We start from the raw sequence: 16,022 nt of genomic DNA, 5'->3' as shown, positions 1-16,022 counted from the left end.
GGCTCTACTCCCCCGCCGCCGCGTGCGGGCGCGGCGTACCGGCGCCGGCCGCGTAATCGGGATAATCCTCCAGCCGCAGCAGCGCCACCGCCCGGCCCTTGGGCCGCAGGTGCGCGCCATAGCCGTCCGGCGCCTCCACCGCGTCGATGCCGAAGCGCCGCATGTCCTCCACCGGCACCGTCCATTCGCAGTCGCAGCCCACGTCCTGGCCGAAGACCGTCACCCGCGGGTCCACGCCGATGGCCGCGTAGAACGCCTCCTGCCGCTGCCTGAGGCCGTCGAAGTGCGCGGACAGCCCGGCCTGCGCCGCCAGCGCCGCCTTCTCTTCGTCGCCGAGCGCGCGCCCCATCTGCCGCTCGACCTGCGAGAAATCCATCGTGGCGATGTCGTCGATCCCGGCCTGGATCGCCGAGCCATGCCAGACCACCACCGAATCGGCGGGAAGCCGCTTGCGCTTGCCGGCCGGGAACACGTAGTTGGCGCAGGAGGACGCGCAGTAGTCGCGCACCGCCACGCCCAGCGCGTGGTCGCGCACCAGCTCGCCCAGGTCCATGCCCAGCGCGATGTCGCCGCCGCCGGAGGTGATCTCCAGCCACCGGATGGCGTGGCCGCCGTCCAGCAGCGCGCGGACCCGCGCGTTGGCCTCGTCCGACAGGTCGCCCCGGTACACGATCGTCTCGCCGCGCAGGTGGACCTGCGCGGCCTCGTCCGCCCACGCCGCCGGCACCACGCATGCCGCCAGCAGGCAGCGCGCCATCCATCCCGCCATCCCGCCCCTGGTCACGATCTTCCCGTCCATCCGGTCACAGCCCCTTGGCCGCCTGCGCCACCGCGCGGAACAGCGCGCGGCCCTTGTTCATGGTCTCGTCCCACTCCTTCTGCGGGTCCGAGTCGTAGACGATGCCGGCGCCGGCCTGCACGTGCAGGCGGCCGTCCTTGATGACGGCGGTGCGGATGGCGATGGCGGTGTCGGCGTCGCCGTGCCAGCCGATGTAGCCGATGCTGCCGGCGTAGACGTTGCGCTTGATCGGCTCCAGCTCGCGGATCACTTCCAGCGCGCGGATCTTCGGCGCGCCACTGACGGTGCCGGCCGGGAAGGTGGCGCGCAGCACGTCGGCGTAGCTCAGCCCGGGCAGCAGCGTGCCGGTGACCTCGCTGACGATGTGCATGACATGGCTGTAGCGCTCGATCACGAAGCGCTCGCCCAGCTCGACGCTGCCGGCCTCCGAGACCCGGCCGACGTCGTTGCGGCCCAGGTCGATCAGCATCACGTGCTCGGCCAGCTCCTTCGGGTCGGCCAGCAGGTCCTGCTCCAGCGCCTGGTCCTCGGCCGGGGTGGCGCCGCGCGGGCGGGTGCCGGCGATCGGGCGCACCGTCACCTCGCCGGCCTGCTGGCGCACCAGGATCTCCGGCGAGGAACCCACCACCTGCACCTGGCCGGTGTCCAGGAAATACATGTACGGCGAGGGATTGAGCGCGCGCAGGGCGCGGTACACGTCCACCGGGCGCGCGTTGAACGGCACGCTCAGGCGCTGGCTGAGCACCACCTGGAACACGTCGCCGGAGCGGATGTACTCCTTGGACCGCTCGACCGCGTCGATGAAGCCCTCGCGGGTGAAGCCGGAGACGAAGTGGCTCTCGTCCAGCACGTTGCGGCTCAGCGGCGGCGGGTAGCTGCCGGGGCAGCGCAGCTTGTCGGTCAGCGCGTCCAGGCGCAACTGGGCGCGGTCCCAGGCGCCGGGCTCGCGCGGGTCGGCGTGGACGATGAGGTACAGCCGGCCCTTGAGGTTGTCGAACACCGCCAGTTCTTCGGACAGCATCAGGTAGATGTCCGGGGTGCCGAGTTCGTCGGGCTTGTCCTCGCCGGCCAGGCGCGGCTCGATGTAGCCGATGCACTCGAAGCCGAACCAGCCGACCAGGCCGCCGGTGAAGCCGGGCAGGCCTTCCAGCCTGGGCACCGCGTAGGACGCGCGCAGGGCCTCGACCTCGGCGAAGGGGTCCTCGACCTGGCGCGTCTCCACCACCTGGCCGTCCTCGCGCAGCTCCATGGCGTGGCCGCGGAAGGCCACCGTGCGCTTGGCCGGCAGGCCGATGATGGAATAGCGGCCGAAGCGCTCGCCGCCCTCGACCGATTCGAGCAGGTAGGTGTGCGGGGCGTCGGCCAGCTTCAGGTAGACCGACAGCGGCGTGTCCAGGTCGGACAGCACCTCGCGGACGACGGGGACGCGGGCGTGGCGGGCGCGGTCGCGGTGTTCAGCGGCGTGGCGCTGGAACTGTTCGGGCGTGATCAAGACGGGCTTCCTTCCGGCGGAACGGGGCATGGCAAACGACGGCAAGGGGCCGCCATCGCCAGCACGGGCGCGCGGAAGAACGGGGAAGCCTGATCGTCTGGCCGAACATGGCGCCAACTTTAACCGCATTGGCGCCCATTGCGCAGCCGGCCCGGCCGGCCGCCGCCGGAAAGGCCGGGCGCGGGAACCGCGCGATGGCGGACGGCGGGGCCGCGCGCGGTCATCGTCCTGTCACCGATGGCCCGCAGCATGGGAGGCCATAGCAGGGACGACGGGCGGAGGCGGGATTGCCTCCCGTTTCTCGCGGGGCCGGCGGCGCGCGCAAGCGCCGCCGGCCGGCACGGGCTCAGCCGCGCACGGCGGCCACCGCCGCCTTCATCTTCCCGACCACGTCCGCGTAGTGCTCGCGGGTCCGCGGCTCGTTGAAGATCGCCGAGCCGGCCACGAAGGTGTCCGCGCCGGCGGCGGCGATGTCGGCGATGTTGTCGGCCTTGACCCCGCCGTCGATCTCCAGCCGGATCGGCCGGCCGGTCCTGTCGATCATGGCCCGCACCGCGCGCAGCTTGTCCAGCGCCGAGGGGATGAAGGCCTGGCCGCCGAAGCCGGGGTTGACCGACATCAGCAGCACCAGGTCCAGTTCCTCCAGCACCCAGTCCAGCGCCTCCACCGGGGTGGCCGGGTTGAGCGCCAGGCCGGCCTGGCAGCCGTGCGACTTGATCAACTGCACGGTGCGGTGGACGTGGCGGCTGGCCTCGGGGTGGAAGCTGATCAGGCTGGCGCCGGCCTGGGCGAAGTCCGGGACCAGGCGGTCCACCGGCTCGACCATCAGGTGCACGTCGATCGGCGCGCTGACGCCATGCTTGCGCAGCGCCTGGCAGACCATCGGGCCGATGGTCAGGTTGGGCACGTAGTGGTTGTCCATCACGTCGAAATGGACCCAGTCGGCGCCGGCGGCCAGCACCGCGTCCACTTCCTCGCCCAGGCGGGCGAAGTCGGCCGAGAGGATGGACGGTGCGATGACGGTGGGCTGCATGCTCGGCTCGCGGGAGGGGGAAGGAAGGGGCTCAGCGCCCGCGCAGGCGGCGGATGCGGCCGTAGGCGGCGTTGATCGCGCGGGAGCGCTGCTCGGCCTGGGCGCGCAGTTCCGGCGCGGCGCCGGCCACCTTGTCCGGGTGGTACTGCGAGATCAGCCGGCGATAAGCCTGCTCGATCTCCTCGTCGCTGGCGTCGGCGTCCACGCCCAGCTCCGCCCAGGGGTCGCCGTGGCGGCGCAGGCCGAACCAGTCGCTGTCGAAGGCATGGCCCACCAGCAGGCCGACCACCGCGCCGAACAGCGGGTTGGGGCGGAACAGCAGCGCGCCTGCGATCAGGCCCAGGAGTTTTCCGTACCAGCGGTTCATTCGGCGGGCAGCGTGCGGAGCGTCCGATTCTACGTCACAGCCGCCCCCGCTCGCCGTACACTGTGCGACCGGCCGCCGCACGACGCACCGTCTGGCGCGGGCCGGGACGTTCCCCGCCCTGCACCGGAGACTGCGTTGTCCACCACCCTGCTCCAGTCCGACCTCCCCGGCCTGCCGCTGCGCCATCGCGGCAAGGTGCGCGACGTGTTCGACCTGCCGCGCGAGGCGATCCCCGACGCGGCGCTGGCCGCCGCCGGCCAGGAGGGCGTCTCGCCCGACGGCTACCTGTTGATGGTCGCCACCGACCGCCTGTCCGCGTTCGACGTGGTCCTGCCGGACCCGATCCCGGGCAAGGGCGAGATGCTGTGCCAGATCTCCAACTTCTGGTTCGGCAAGACCGCGCACCTGATGCCCAACCACCTCACCGGCATCGACGTGGCGTCGGTGCTGCCGGAAGGCGTGGACCCGGCGCTGTACGCCAAGCGCGCGGTGGTGACCCGCAAGCTGCGCCCGGTGCCGGTGGAGGCCATCGCCCGCGGCTACCTCATCGGCAGCGGCTGGAAGGACTACCTGCGCACCGGCCAGGTCAGCGGCATCGCCCTGCCCGACGGCCTGCGCCAGGCCGAGCGCCTGCCCGAGCCGATCTTCACCCCCTCGACCAAGGCCGCCGTGGGCGACCACGACGAGAACATCGACTTCGACGCGATGGTGCGCGCGGTGGGCGGCGAACTGGCCGAGCGCGTGCGCGACGCCACCCTGCGCCTGTACCGCTACGCCGCCGCCCATGCGGCCGAGCACGGCATCCTGCTGGCGGACACCAAGTTCGAGTTCGGCACCGACGCCGACGGCCGCCTGTACATCATGGACGAGATGCTCACCCCCGATTCCTCGCGCTACTGGCCGGCCGACGAATACCGGGTCGGCACCAGCCCGCCCAGCTACGACAAGCAGATCGTGCGCGACTGGCTGGAGACCCGGGACTGGGACAAGACGCCCCCCGGCCCGCGGCTGCCGGCGGAAGTGATCGAGCGCACCCGCGCCCGCTACGCCGAGGCGCTGCGCAGGCTGGCCGGGATCGCGCTGGACTGAGCGCCGGCCGGTCCCGCGGCGGCGCCCCGGCCGGGGCAAGGGGCCGGCGGCGAAGGTATGCTCGCCTGCACGCCTGGGAGGGAAGCCGATGCACGCCGTCACCGAACGTCCGATCGACCGCTACTTCGCCAGCTACTCCAGCGACCACCGCAACCGGCTGAACCAGCGCATCCACGTGGTCGCGGTGCCCGCGATCCTGTGGTCGGTGGTGGCCCTGGTGTGGTGCGTCCCGGTGTTCGGCACCCTGCTGAAGACGGGGGTGTGGGCGGCGCTGGCGATGTTCTTCGCCTGGATGTTCTATTACCGGATGTCGCGGCCGCTGGGGCTGGGGATGCTGGCGGTGTTCTTCTTCTGCGGCTGCCTGTGCCGGCTGCTGGAGGCCCGCCTGGGCCTGCCGGCGCTGCTGGGGCTGGCGGTGGCGGTGTTCGTGCTCGCCTGGATCGCGCAGTTCATCGGCCACAAGTACGAGGGCCGCAAGCCCAGCTTCCTCACCGACCTGGTCTACCTGCTGATCGGCCCGGCCTGGGTGCTGGCCAAGTTCTACCGGCAGATGGGTTGGAAGTACTGAGCCGGCAGGCGAAGCGGCCGCGCGCACGGCCGGGCCGGCCATAGGCGCCGGGCACGGCCGGCGACCGCGGGCTGGCGTGCCGATGCCGCCGAATCGCGCGGGCCAGGGATCGCCAACCGAAGCCGGCTCCTACAGGCGAGGCGTGCGCATGGCGCGAGCGCCGCACCTCGACGATCAGCGCGGCGTCGAGCCTGCCTGCGGCGGCTCGAACATGCCCGCCTCGGGACGGAAGCCGCGCGGGGCATAGCCCAGGTCGCGGCGTGCGGGCGCGGCATCGAATGCCAGGTCCTCGCGCATCCGCGCCAGTACCGCCGCACCGGCGTCGTGCGCGCCGAGCCGGCGCGCCAGCGCCGCGGCCAGGCCGAACAGCGCCCCCGGCAACACCCACAGCCGCACCGGCGGACGCAGCGAGGCGAGCACCCGCGCCACCATCTCCCGATAGGCCAGCGCCTCCCCGCCGGGCAGGTCGTAGGCGCGCACGTCCACCGCGAGGCGCTCCAGCGCCGCCAGCGCCGCATCGGCCAGGTCGTCCACGTGCACCGGCTGGCGCAGGCCGCGCGCATCGTGCGGCAGCACGAAGAAACCATGGCGGCGCGCCAGCGCGGCGACCCGGCTCAGGCTGCGGTCGCCGCCGGCGCCGTACACCAGGGTCGGCCGCAGCAGCGTGGCGGCCGCGCCCCGCGCCCGCGCCGCCGCGGCCACCCGCGCCTCGGCATCGGCCAGGCGCGCGGCCACGTCGCGCTCGGACGGGTCCGACGAATCGCGCTTGACGTGCAGGCTGGTCGACCCGAACGCGACCACCCGCGCCGCGCCGGCCGGCGTATCCGCGTACCACCGCGAAAAAAGATCCAGCGGGCCGCAACTGACGATCGCGTCGAAGCCCTCGCCGGCCCCCGCCGCCGGCAACGTCCCCCGCCGCCATTCCACGCCGGCCGACGCCAGCCCCGGGGCGCGCGAAACCGCGGTCACCCGCCAGCCGCGCGCGACCAGCCGCGCGCAGACCCGGCGGCCGATCGGACCGCTGCCCCCGAACACCAGCGCGCACCGCGCCTGCCCGCCCATGCCGCCCCCCCGTCCTGCCGATGCCGTCCGCCAGGGCACAGGATAGCGGCGCTCCATTCCCATCGACCGGGAAGCGCGGGCAGCGCCCGCCCGCCGCCGGAGGAACGAATCATCCGTCCGGCGCGACCGCTCATCGCGCGGGTGCGCCCGCGAGCGCCGCCGCCGTCCGCACTCCTGGGGGCGCGGGGTCGAGGCCGCTCGCCTTGCATCCGCGAGCCGCGCTGCCATGGGATTCAGCGCCTGGCTGCTACACTCGGGCGCCCCCGAAAGACCACCGATCCCCGCCTCCCGGATGATCCCATTCCTGGAAATCCTGCTCGCCTTGCCGTTCGTGGCGGCTGGGGCGATAGCGTGGCTGCGCCCGCGCTCGCGGGCGGCCAGCGCCTGGCTCGCCGCCGCCGCCCCGCTGCTGGGCCTGGCGCTGCTGGCCTGGCTGACCCCGGCGGTGCTGCAGGGCTGGGTGCCGCGCGCGGACCATGCCTGGATTCCCCAGATCGGCCTGAACCTGAGCCTGCGCCTGGACGGCCTGGCCTGGATGTTCGCCGGGCTGGTGCTGGCCATGGGCGCGCTGGTGGTGATGTACGCGCACTACTACCTGGCCGAGGAGGACAGCGCCCCGCGCTTCTTCGGCTGCCTGCTGCTGTTCATGGGTTCGATGCTGGGCGTGGTGGTGGCCGGCAACCTGCTGCTGATGCTGGTGTTCTGGGAACTGACCAGCATCAGCTCGTTCCTGCTGATCGGCTTCTGGTACCAGCGCCAGGACGCGCGCGAGGGCGCGCGCATGGCCCTGGCGATCACCGGCGGCGGCGGCCTGGCCCTGCTGGGCGGCGTGCTGCTGATCGGCCGCATCGTCGGCAGCTACGAACTGGACGCGGTGCTGGCCGCCGGCGACGCGATCCGCGCCAGCGAACTGTACCCGTGGGCGCTGGGCCTGGTGCTGGCCGGCGTGTTCACCAAGAGCGCGCAGTTCCCGCTGCACTTCTGGCTGCCGCACGCGATGGCCGCGCCGACGCCGGTGTCGGCCTACCTGCACTCGGCCACCATGGTGAAGGCCGGCGTGTTCCTGCTGGCGCGGCTGCATCCGGCACTGGCCGGCACCGACCTGTTCTTCTACGTGGTCAGCGGCGTCGGCGCGATCACCCTGTTGCTGGGCGCCTGGTTCGCCATCTTCCAGCACGACCTCAAGGGCCTGCTGGCCTACTCGACCATCTCCCACCTGGGCCTGATCACCCTGCTGTTCGGCCTGTCCACGCCGATGGCGGTGGTGGCCGGCGTGTTCCACATCATCAACCACGCCACGTTCAAGGCCTCGCTGTTCATGGCCGCCGGCATCATCGACCACGAGACCGGCACCCGCGACATGCGCCGGCTGGGCAACCTGCGCCGGTTCATGCCCATGACCAGCGCGCTGGCGATCATCGCCTCGCTGGCGATGGCCGGCATCCCGCTGCTCAACGGCTTCCTGTCCAAGGAGATGTTCTTCGCCCAGGCGCTGGAGATCTCCGGCCACCAGGCCATGCGCCAGGCGATCGGCGTGGCCGCGCTGCTGTACGCCATGTTCGGCGTGGCCTACAGCCTGCGCTTCGTGCACGAGACCTTCTTCGGCCGTGGCCCGCGCGCGGTCAGGCACGAGCCGCACGAGCCGCCGCGCTGGATGAAGATCCCGGTGGAGGTGCTGGTGCTGCTGTGCGTGGCGGTGGGCGTGTTCCCCACCTGGACCGTGGCGCCCGTGCTGCACGCCGCCGCCGCCGCCATCCTCGGCCCGGCCATGCCGGCCTACAGCCTGTCGGCCTGGCACGGCTTCAACGTCCCGCTGCTGATGAGCCTGGCCGGCATCGCCGGGGGCATCGCCCTGTACTTCGGCCTGCGCCGGCTGCTGAACCTGCACGCGATCGTGCGCCGCTCGCTGGGCCGGCGCCTGTTCCGCTGGAACATGGACGCGCTGTACGCGCTGGCCGAGCGCTTCACCACCCGCGTGGCCAACGGCAGCCTCCAGCGCAGCCTGGTGTGGCTGGTGCTGGCCGCGGTGGCCGCGGGCGCGGCGCCGTTCCTGTCCGGCGCGCACGAGCCGCTGCAGTGGCACGCGCCGCAGCCGATGCCGCTGCTGGGCTGGCTGCTGTGGCTGGTGCTGGTGGCCTGCACCGCGTGGACGATCCGCCTGTACCGGCAGCGCCTGCTGGCGCTGGTCGTGCTCGGCGGCGCCGGGCTGGTGGTCAGCCTGACCTTCGTGTTCCTGTCCGCGCCGGACCTGGCCCTGACCCAGTTGCTGGTGGAGATGGTCAGCCTGGCCCTGCTGCTGCTGGGCCTGCACTACCTGCCGCCGCGCTCGCCGCCCGAGCGCACCCCGCGCCGGCGCCTGCGCGACATCGCGGTGGCCGCCGCCGCCGGCCTGGGCATCGGCCTGCTGGCCTATGCGGTGATGACCCGCCCGCTCGGCGACCCGGCCAGCGTGGAGATGCTGGCGCGTTCGCTGCCGGAAGCCTACGGCCGCAACGTGGTCAACGTGATCCTGGTGGACTTCCGCGGCTTCGATACCTTCGGCGAGATCACCGTGTTCGGCGTGGCCGCGCTGATCGTGCACGCCCTGCTGCGGCGCGCGCGGATGGCGCCGGACAAGGTCATGTTCGGCCCGCCGATCAAGCTGCCGGTGCCGGCCGACCTGGCCCAGTTGATGTTCCCGCTGACCCTGACCGTATCGGTGTTCCTGTTCCTGCGCGGGCACAACGCGCCCGGCGGCGGCTTCATCGCCGGCCTGGTGCTGGCGGTGCCGCTGCTGATCCAGTACGTGATCCAGGGCGCGGCCTCGGTGGAGTCGCGCTTCGGCTTCGACTACATCCGCTGCATCGGCGTGGGCCTGCTGGTGGCCGGGCTGAGCGGCGCGGCCTCGCTGCTGTTCGACGCGCCGTTCCTGACCAGCGGCCACCTGGACCTGCGCCTGCCGGTGGTCGGCCAGGTGCCGCTGGCCAGCGCCATCGGCTTCGACACGGGCGTGTACCTGGTGGTGTTCGGCGGGGCCATGCTGATCCTGTCGATGCTGGGTACGATCAAGCCTTCGCGCACCCGCCTGGCGCATGCCGGCATCGTCGAGCCGGGCCTGCGCTCCACCCGCACCGCGGAGCCGAACGCCTGATGGAACTGGCCATGTCCAGCGCGATCGGAATCCTCACCGCCGCGGGTGTGTACCTGCTGCTGCGCGCGCGCAGCTTCGACGTGATCCTGGGCCTGACCCTGCTGTCGTATGCGACCAACCTGCTGATCTTCGCCGGCGGGCGGCTGGTGCCGGGCATGCCGCCGGTGCTGCGCGACGGCGTGGCCGCCGACCTGGCCCACCACACCGACCCGCTGCCGCAGGCGCTGGTGCTGACCGCCATCGTCATCGCCTTCGCCATGACCGCGGTGAGCATCGTCCTGGCGATCCGCAGCCGCGCCGACAACCACAGCGACCACGTCGACGGCAGGCGCGCGGAACTGGAGTTCCAGCGCGCCGAGCGGCGGCGCCTCGAAGAGGCGCGCGAGGCCGCGCAGGCCGCCGAGGAAGCGGCCGCGGACGCCGGCGGCGCACCGACCGGGGGCGGCGCATGAACCACCTGCCGCTGCTGCCGGTGCTGATCCCGCTGTTCGCCGCGGCGCTGGCGCTGTTCTTCGAGCACCGCCGCTTCGGCATGCTGCCGCAGCGCATCGTGGCCTGGACCTCGCTGGCGGCGATGCTGGCGGTGGCCTGCCTGCTGGCGCGCGAGGCCGACAGCGGCCGCATCGCCGTGTACCTGCTGGGCGACTGGCCCTCGCGCCTGGGCATCGTGCTGATGGTGGACCGGCTGTCGGCGCTGATGCTGCTGGTCGGCCTGCTGCTGGCGGTGGCCTGCCTGCTGCACGCCTGCGCCGGCTGGGACCGGCGCGCGCCGCACTTCCATGCGTTCTTCCAGTTCCAGATGATGGGCCTCAACGGCGCCTTCCTCACCGGCGACGTGTTCAACCTGTTCGTGTTCTTCGAGGTGCTGCTGATCGCCTCCTACGGGCTGCTGCTCAGCGGCGGCCGCGGCGACCGGCTGCGCGCCGGCCTGCACTACGTGGCGTTCAACATCGCCGCCTCGACCCTGTTCCTGATCGCGCTGGGCCTGCTGTACGGGCTGCTGGGCACGCTCAACCTGGCCGAGCTGGCGGTGCGCGTGGCCGAAGCGCCGGCGCAGGACCAGGCATTGGTGCAGGCCGCCGCGGGCCTGCTGCTGGTGGTGTTCTGTGCCAAGGCCGCGCTGCTGCCGATGTACCTGTGGCTGCCGGAAACCTATACCCATGCGCCGGCGGCGGTGGCCGCGCTGTTCGCGGTGATGACCAAGGTGGGCCTGTACGCCGTGCTGCGCGTGGGCACGCTGAGCTTCGGCGCGGCCGGTCCGCTGGACGGATTCGCCTGGCCGGCGCTGCTGCTGCTGGGCGCGGCCACGCTGGCGCTGGCGTCGCTGGGCGTGCTGGCGGTGCAGCGGCTGCGCGCGCTGGCCGCCTACCTGGTGCTGGCCTCGGCGGCGACGCTGTTCGTCGCCTTCGCCCTGGCACGACCCGGCACCGTCGCCGCCGGGCTGTACTACCTGGCGCACAGCACGTTCGCCGGGGCGGCCCTGTTCCTGCTGGCCGACCTGATCCGCCGCCGCCGCGGCCGGGCGGACGACCACAAGGACCGCATCGCCGCGCTGCCCAACCGCGCCGTCCCCGGCGTGCTGTTCCTGCTGGTGGCGGTCTCGCTGGCGGGGCTGCCGCCGCTGTCGGGCTTCATCGGCAAGCTCATGCTGCTGGAGGCGGTCCCCGCCGGCCCGCGCACGTTCTGGATCTGGCTGCTGGTGCTGGGCAGCAGCTTCATGATGCTGGTCGGGCTGGCGCGCGCGGGCACCCGCCTGTTCTGGCGGGTGGAGCCCTGGCCCGACGCCACGCCGGAGCGCCTGGCCGAATACACCCCGGCCGACGCCCTGGCGCCGGCGCCCAGCCGGCCGCTGGAGACGGCGGCCACGATGCTGCTGGTGGGCTACGGCATCGCGATGGCGCTGGCCGCCGCGCCGCTGCTGGACTACACCCGCGCCGCGGCGGCGCAACTGCAGGCGCCGGGCGACTACGTGCAGCAGGTGCGCGGGACCGTGCCCGTGCGCAGGGAGCCGTGAGCATGGCCTGGAAATGGCGCAAGCGCTGGCTGCCCTCGCCTCCCCTGAGCGTGATGGTGTTCTGCTTCTGGCTGCTGATGAACGACGAGATCAGCGCCGGCCAGGTGGCGATGGCGCTGCTGCTGGCGCTGCTGATCCCGCCGTTCGCCGCGCGCCTGGACCGCGAGTTCGCCAGGATCGGCCGCCTGTACCGGCTGCCGCGGCTGGTGGCGACGATCCTGCTGGACATCGTCCGCTGCAACATCACCGTGGCCCGGCAGGTGCTGGGCGACGAGGCGAAGATCACCCCGGGCTTCGTCTGGCTGCCGCTGGACATCGACAACATCCACGGCATCGCCACCTTGACCAGCATCATCACCCTGACCCCGGGCACGGTCTCGGCCTCGCTGTCCGACGACCGCCGCCACCTCCTGGTCCACGTGCTGGACCTGAAGGACCCGGAGGCGGTGATCGCCGAAATCAAGTCGCGCTACGAGGTGCCGCTGATGGAGATCTTCCCGTGACGCCGCAGTACCTGGTGGCCTGCGCCATTATCGTGGCCATGCACCTGGTGGGGGTGGGCATGCTGCTGGCCCTGTACCGGCTGCTGCGCGGGCCCACGGTGCCGGACCGGATCCTGGCGCTGGACACGCTGTTCGTGGCCACCATCGCCCAGACCATCCTGTTCGGCATGCATCTGGGCACGGCGGTGTACTTCGAGGTGGCGCTGATCATCGCCATGCTCGGCTTCGTCGGCACCGTGGTGCTGAGCAAGTACGTGCTGCGCCGGGACATCGTCGAATGAGCTGGGTCTTCGCCATCGTGCTCACCCTGCTGCTGGCCATGGGCTGCTTCTTCATCCTGGTCGGCTCGTACAGCCTGGTGAAGCTGTCGGAGTTCTTCAAGCGCCTGCACGGGCCGACCAAGGCCAGCACCCTGGGCGTGGGCTGCGTGCTGCTGGCCTCGGTCGGCTACCACGTGCTGGCCGACACCGACCCGCAGCCGCGCGAGCTGCTGATCACCGCCTTCCTGTTCATCACCGCGCCGATCAGCGCGCACCTGATGGCCAAGGCGGCGCTGTCGCTGCACATGGCCGAGCGCCCGCCGCAGCCCGGCGTGGAGCCGGAAGCGGACACGGACGAGGGCGATCCGGCGGCGAGTTGAGCCGGGACGGATCGACGGGGCCGGCCTTGTGCGCGGCATGGAGCCGGGTGGCGGCGGCAACGCTGCTGTTGGGAAGCCGACTTCGGATGGGGCCGTCGCGCCACGGGCTACCGGCGTCGGAGCCGATCAGATCAACAGCAGCTCCAGCGCCACCCAGGCCGCGAACACCGCGACCAGCACCGCCCCCTCGCCGCGGCCGACCCGGTGGTCGCTGCGCAGCATCGGATAGAGCACCAGCACCAGCACCACGGCGGCGGGCAGCTCCAGCTTCACGAACGAGGCCGGCAGCGCCAGCGGCTGCAGCACCGCCATGCCGCCCACGATCACCAGCAGGTTGAACAGGCTCGAACCGATCACGTGCCCGGCCACCAGGTCGCCCTGCCCGCGCCGCGCGGCCATCACCGCCGCGGCGATCTCCGGCAGCGCCGTGCCGATGGCCACCGGCAGCAGGCCCGCCATCAGCGGGGTCAGGCCCCAGGCCTCGCCCAGGGCCAGGCCGCCGGCCACCACCCAGCGCGCGCCGTAGAACAGCAGCGCGATGGCGATGGCCAGGCGCAGCAGGTTGAGCGCCAGTTCCGTGCGGGTGGCGGCGAAGGCGGCGATCGCGCCCTGCACCTCGCCCGCTTCGCGCCGCGCCTGGCGCAGCAGGAACGCCACCGCCGCCACGAAGCCGGCCAGCAGCACCGCGCCCTCGATGCGGTCCACATAGCCGTCCAGGCCGAACACCATCAGCGCCAGCGAGGCCACCGCCAGCAGCACCAGCAGAGGCACGTGCATCCGCGCCCGCTGCAGCAGCGGCGCGGCCAGCGCCGCCAGGCCCAGGGTCAGGCCCAGGTTGACCAGGTTGCTGCCGACGGCATTGCCCAGCGCCAGGTGCGGCTGCTGCTGCGCCAGCGCGCGCAGGTTGACCGCCAGTTCCGGCAGCGAGGTGCCGAAGGCCAGCAGCAGCAGGCCGGCCACGAACGGGCGCATCCCCAGCCGCTGGGCCAGCCCGGATACGCCCTTGACCGCCGAATCGCCACCCAGGCCCAGCAGCAGCAAGCCCAGCGCGAACCATCCCAATGCCTCGGCCATTGCAATCCCCTCGCGGTTCTTCCCCGGGCGATTCTATGCCCGGCGGCGGCCGTGGCCACCGGCCGCATGCCACGGCCGGCGGCGGATCAACTGCAGCCTTCCACGTAGTCCACCTGCGGCGGCAGGCCGATGCGCCACGCCTGTACGGTGCCTTGCGCATCGGTCTCGAACACCAGCACCGCGTCGCTGCCCTCGCCGGCGATGCGCAGGTAGCGGCCGCCTTCCACGTACTTGTGCGGGCGCTCCTCGATCCGTCCCGCGTACAGCAGGGCGATGTCCTCCGCCTGCATGCCGATGCGGCCGCCGCCGGGCGCGATGACCGCGCGGTCGTCCACGTCCACCCGCACGAAGCGGCCGCCTTCGACCATGAACGCGGTGCCGTAGCCCTGCCCGGAGCGCGGCGGCGGGAACAGGTAATGGCAGGCCGCCGCATCGGCCGGATCGGGGGCGCCTTCCAGCGGCCCGTCCCAGGCGCGCCTCAGTGCCTCGGCCTCGGCACCGAAGGGCACCGGGCCGAGGCCGGAGAAGTCTGCCGTCGGCGGCGCCAGCGCGGCGGCCGCGCCGGGGGCGGTGGCGGGCGGCACGGCCTCGGCCGGCTGGTCCATGAACGGATCGTCGGCCTGCGCGTCGGAGCGGCCGGCGGCCGGCGGCGGCTGGGTGCAGGCGGCCAGGAACAGGGCCAGGAACAGGGCCACGCCGGGCGTGGCGGCATCGGGCAATCGCAACGGCATGGTGTTCCCCGCGGTGGATGCGGGCAGGCTGGCAAAGGCGTCGTCAACGCCAGGCGAAGAGCGCAGCATGCGCCGCGCCTCCCACCAGGACCGGCACCGCCCCGAAGCCGGGAATGGCCGCGCGCCGGCATCGCGGGCCGCCGGCCCGCACGCCCGGCCCTACGGATGCTGGAAGTTGCGCCTCAGCCCGGCCCAGCACTGGCGGTAGCCCTGCTGGCGATGCGGGGCCGCCAGCGCCTGCGCGGTGGGGCGCAGCACCGCGCGGGTCTCGAACATGAAGGCCATGGTGTCGGCGATCACGTCGGGCATGGACAGGTCCGCATTCGAGGCCTTGTCGAACGTCGCCGCGTCCGGGCCGTGCCCGCTCATGCAGTTGTGCAGCGACGCGCCTCCCGGCTGGAAGCCCTCGGCCTTGGCGTCGTAGGCGCCGTGCACCAGGCCCATGAACTCGCTGGCCACGTTACGGTGGAACCAGGGCGGGCGGAAGCTGTGCTGCGCCACCAGCCAGCGCGGCGGGAAGATGGCGAAGTCGACGTTGGCCGTGCCCGGCGTGTCGCTGGGCGAGGTGAGCACGGTGAAGATCGACGGGTCCGGGTGGTCGAAGCTGATCGAGCCGATGGCGTTGAAGCGGCGCAGGTCGTAGCGGTACGGGGCGCAGTTGCCGTGCCAGGCCACCACGTCCAGGGGGCTGTGGCCGATGTCCGCGCGCCACAGGTGGCCCTGGAACTTGGCCACCAGCTCGAACTCGCCCTCGACGTCCTCGTAGGCGGCCACCGGGGCCTGGAAGTCGCGCGGGTTGGCCAGGCCGTTGGAACCGATCGGCCCCAGTTCCGGCAGGCGCAGGTGCGCGCCGAAGTTCTCCAGCACGTAGCCGCGCGACGGCCCGTCGGGCAGCTCGACGCGGAAGCGGATGCCGCGCGGGATCACCGCCACCTGCTGCGGCTCCAGCTCCAGCACGCCCAGCTCGGTGGCGATGCGCAGCCTTCCCTGCTGCGGCACCAGCAGCAGTTCGCCGTCGGCGTCGTAGAAGAACCGGCCGGCCATGCCGCGGTCGGCCGCGTACAGGTGGATGGCCACACCCTGCTGCGCCTCGGCCGAGCCGTTGCCGGCCACCGTGTACAGGCCCTCGACGAAGTCGGTCGGCGCCTTCGGCGACGGCAGCGGGTCCCAGCGCATCTGGTCCGGCGCCACCGGGCCGCGGCCGAAGTCGTTGTGGAAGGCATGCTGGGCGAACGGGGCGAAGTCGCCATGCACGGCCGCCGGGCGGATGCGGTACAGCCAACTGCGGCGGTTGTGCGCGCGCGGGGCGGTGAAGGCGGTGGCCGAGAACTGCTCGGCGTACAGGCCACGGGCGGCGCGCTGCGGCGAGTTCTGGCCTTCGGGCAGGGTGCCGGGAATCGCCTCGGTGGCGAACTCGTTGCCGAAGCCGGTCATGTAGGCGGAACGCTCGGGGGTCATGCTCGCCTCGCTGTATGTCGTGCCACGCTTCGTGCCGGGCGCCGGGCCGGGCCGCCGCTTCG

At 72.7% G+C, this 16,022-nt stretch carries 15 protein-coding genes and 1 pseudogene; 8 read left to right on the top strand and 8 right to left on the bottom strand.

Annotated features, from left to right (window positions below; all coding sequences use genetic code 11):
* Positions 1-4: 4 nt before the first annotated feature.
* From HNR76_RS00490 to HNR76_RS00475, 4 genes are all read right to left on the bottom strand, one after another.
* On the bottom strand, positions 5-757 hold the full coding sequence (locus HNR76_RS00490; RefSeq protein ID WP_162310787.1) for a hypothetical protein: 753 nt from the start codon (positions 755-757) through the stop codon (positions 5-7).
* Positions 758-803: 46 nt separating this feature from the next.
* Positions 804-2,291, bottom strand: a complete 1,488-nt coding sequence (trpE, locus tag HNR76_RS00485; protein WP_162310788.1) for an anthranilate synthase component I — start codon at positions 2,289-2,291, stop codon at positions 804-806.
* A gap of 346 nt (positions 2,292-2,637) precedes the next feature.
* Positions 2,638-3,324, bottom strand: coding sequence for a ribulose-phosphate 3-epimerase (gene rpe / locus HNR76_RS00480; RefSeq protein WP_162310789.1), 687 nt, complete (start codon positions 3,322-3,324; stop codon positions 2,638-2,640).
* Between the two features lie 31 nt (positions 3,325-3,355).
* Entirely contained in the window at positions 3,356-3,691 is a 336-nt protein-coding gene (locus HNR76_RS00475; protein ID WP_162310790.1) for a J domain-containing protein, read from the bottom strand.
* Positions 3,692-3,826: 135 nt separating this feature from the next.
* Between HNR76_RS00475 and HNR76_RS00470 the strand changes: the two genes are divergently transcribed.
* Positions 3,827-4,780, top strand: a complete 954-nt coding sequence (locus tag HNR76_RS00470) for a phosphoribosylaminoimidazolesuccinocarboxamide synthase (RefSeq protein WP_162310791.1) — start codon at positions 3,827-3,829, stop codon at positions 4,778-4,780.
* An 88-nt stretch (positions 4,781-4,868) separates the two neighbouring features.
* A complete protein-coding gene (locus HNR76_RS00465; RefSeq protein WP_162310792.1) occupies positions 4,869-5,348 on the top strand; it encodes an Mpo1 family 2-hydroxy fatty acid dioxygenase in 480 nt (159 codons plus the stop codon).
* 174 nt (positions 5,349-5,522) lie between these two features.
* On the opposite strand, the gene HNR76_RS00460 is transcribed toward HNR76_RS00465, so the two are convergent.
* The gene (locus tag HNR76_RS00460; protein WP_162310793.1) at positions 5,523-6,410 is read right to left on the bottom strand and encodes an SDR family oxidoreductase; all 888 of its coding nucleotides are present in this window, start codon (positions 6,408-6,410) and stop codon (positions 5,523-5,525) included.
* 292 nt (positions 6,411-6,702) lie between these two features.
* Between HNR76_RS00460 and HNR76_RS00455 the strand changes: the two genes are divergently transcribed.
* The 6 genes and pseudogenes from HNR76_RS00455 (at position 6,703) to HNR76_RS00430 (ending at position 12,697) form a co-directional block, all read left to right on the top strand.
* Positions 6,703-9,540: a monovalent cation/H+ antiporter subunit A gene (locus tag HNR76_RS00455; RefSeq protein ID WP_162310794.1), complete on the top strand. Its 2,838-nt coding sequence runs from the start codon at positions 6,703-6,705 to the stop codon at positions 9,538-9,540.
* A pseudogene (locus HNR76_RS00450) lies at positions 9,540-9,863 on the top strand (Na+/H+ antiporter subunit C); the annotation flags it as partial. The gene HNR76_RS00455 and the pseudogene HNR76_RS00450, both read left to right, overlap by 1 nt.
* Before the next feature lie 125 nt (positions 9,864-9,988).
* Positions 9,989-11,554 (top strand): monovalent cation/H+ antiporter subunit D, encoded by a 1,566-nt coding sequence (locus HNR76_RS00445; RefSeq protein WP_162310796.1) that lies wholly within the window; start codon positions 9,989-9,991, stop codon positions 11,552-11,554.
* 2 nt (positions 11,555-11,556) lie between these two features.
* Entirely contained in the window at positions 11,557-12,057 is a 501-nt protein-coding gene (locus HNR76_RS00440; RefSeq protein WP_162310797.1) for a Na+/H+ antiporter subunit E, read from the top strand.
* Positions 12,054-12,338, top strand: a complete 285-nt coding sequence (locus HNR76_RS00435; protein WP_162310798.1) for a K+/H+ antiporter subunit F — start codon at positions 12,054-12,056, stop codon at positions 12,336-12,338. Before HNR76_RS00440 ends, HNR76_RS00435 begins: the two co-directional genes overlap by 4 nt.
* Positions 12,335-12,697, top strand: a complete 363-nt coding sequence (locus HNR76_RS00430; RefSeq protein ID WP_162310799.1) for a Na+/H+ antiporter subunit G — start codon at positions 12,335-12,337, stop codon at positions 12,695-12,697. The genes HNR76_RS00435 and HNR76_RS00430 overlap by 4 nt, the downstream gene beginning before the upstream one ends.
* A 126-nt stretch (positions 12,698-12,823) precedes the next feature.
* Here HNR76_RS00430 and HNR76_RS00425 read toward each other — a convergent pair whose 3' ends face one another.
* The 3 genes from HNR76_RS00425 to hmgA form a co-directional block, all read right to left on the bottom strand.
* The gene (locus HNR76_RS00425; RefSeq protein WP_162310800.1) at positions 12,824-13,771 is read right to left on the bottom strand and encodes a sodium:calcium antiporter; all 948 of its coding nucleotides are present in this window, start codon (positions 13,769-13,771) and stop codon (positions 12,824-12,826) included.
* 86 nt (positions 13,772-13,857) lie between these two features.
* Complete coding sequence (locus HNR76_RS00420) at positions 13,858-14,502, bottom strand: hypothetical protein (protein WP_162310801.1); 645 nt, start codon at positions 14,500-14,502, stop codon at positions 13,858-13,860.
* A gap of 159 nt (positions 14,503-14,661) precedes the next feature.
* Positions 14,662-15,960, bottom strand: a complete 1,299-nt coding sequence (hmgA, locus tag HNR76_RS00415) for a homogentisate 1,2-dioxygenase (protein ID WP_162310802.1) — start codon at positions 15,958-15,960, stop codon at positions 14,662-14,664.
* Positions 15,961-16,022 lie beyond the last annotated feature (62 nt).

The organism is Pseudoxanthomonas broegbernensis (assembly GCF_014202435.1).
GTDB classification, from domain to species: domain Bacteria; phylum Pseudomonadota; class Gammaproteobacteria; order Xanthomonadales; family Xanthomonadaceae; genus Pseudoxanthomonas; species Pseudoxanthomonas broegbernensis.
Note: the sequence above shows the minus strand (reverse complement) of the source record. Positions and strands in the feature narration are given on the sequence as shown.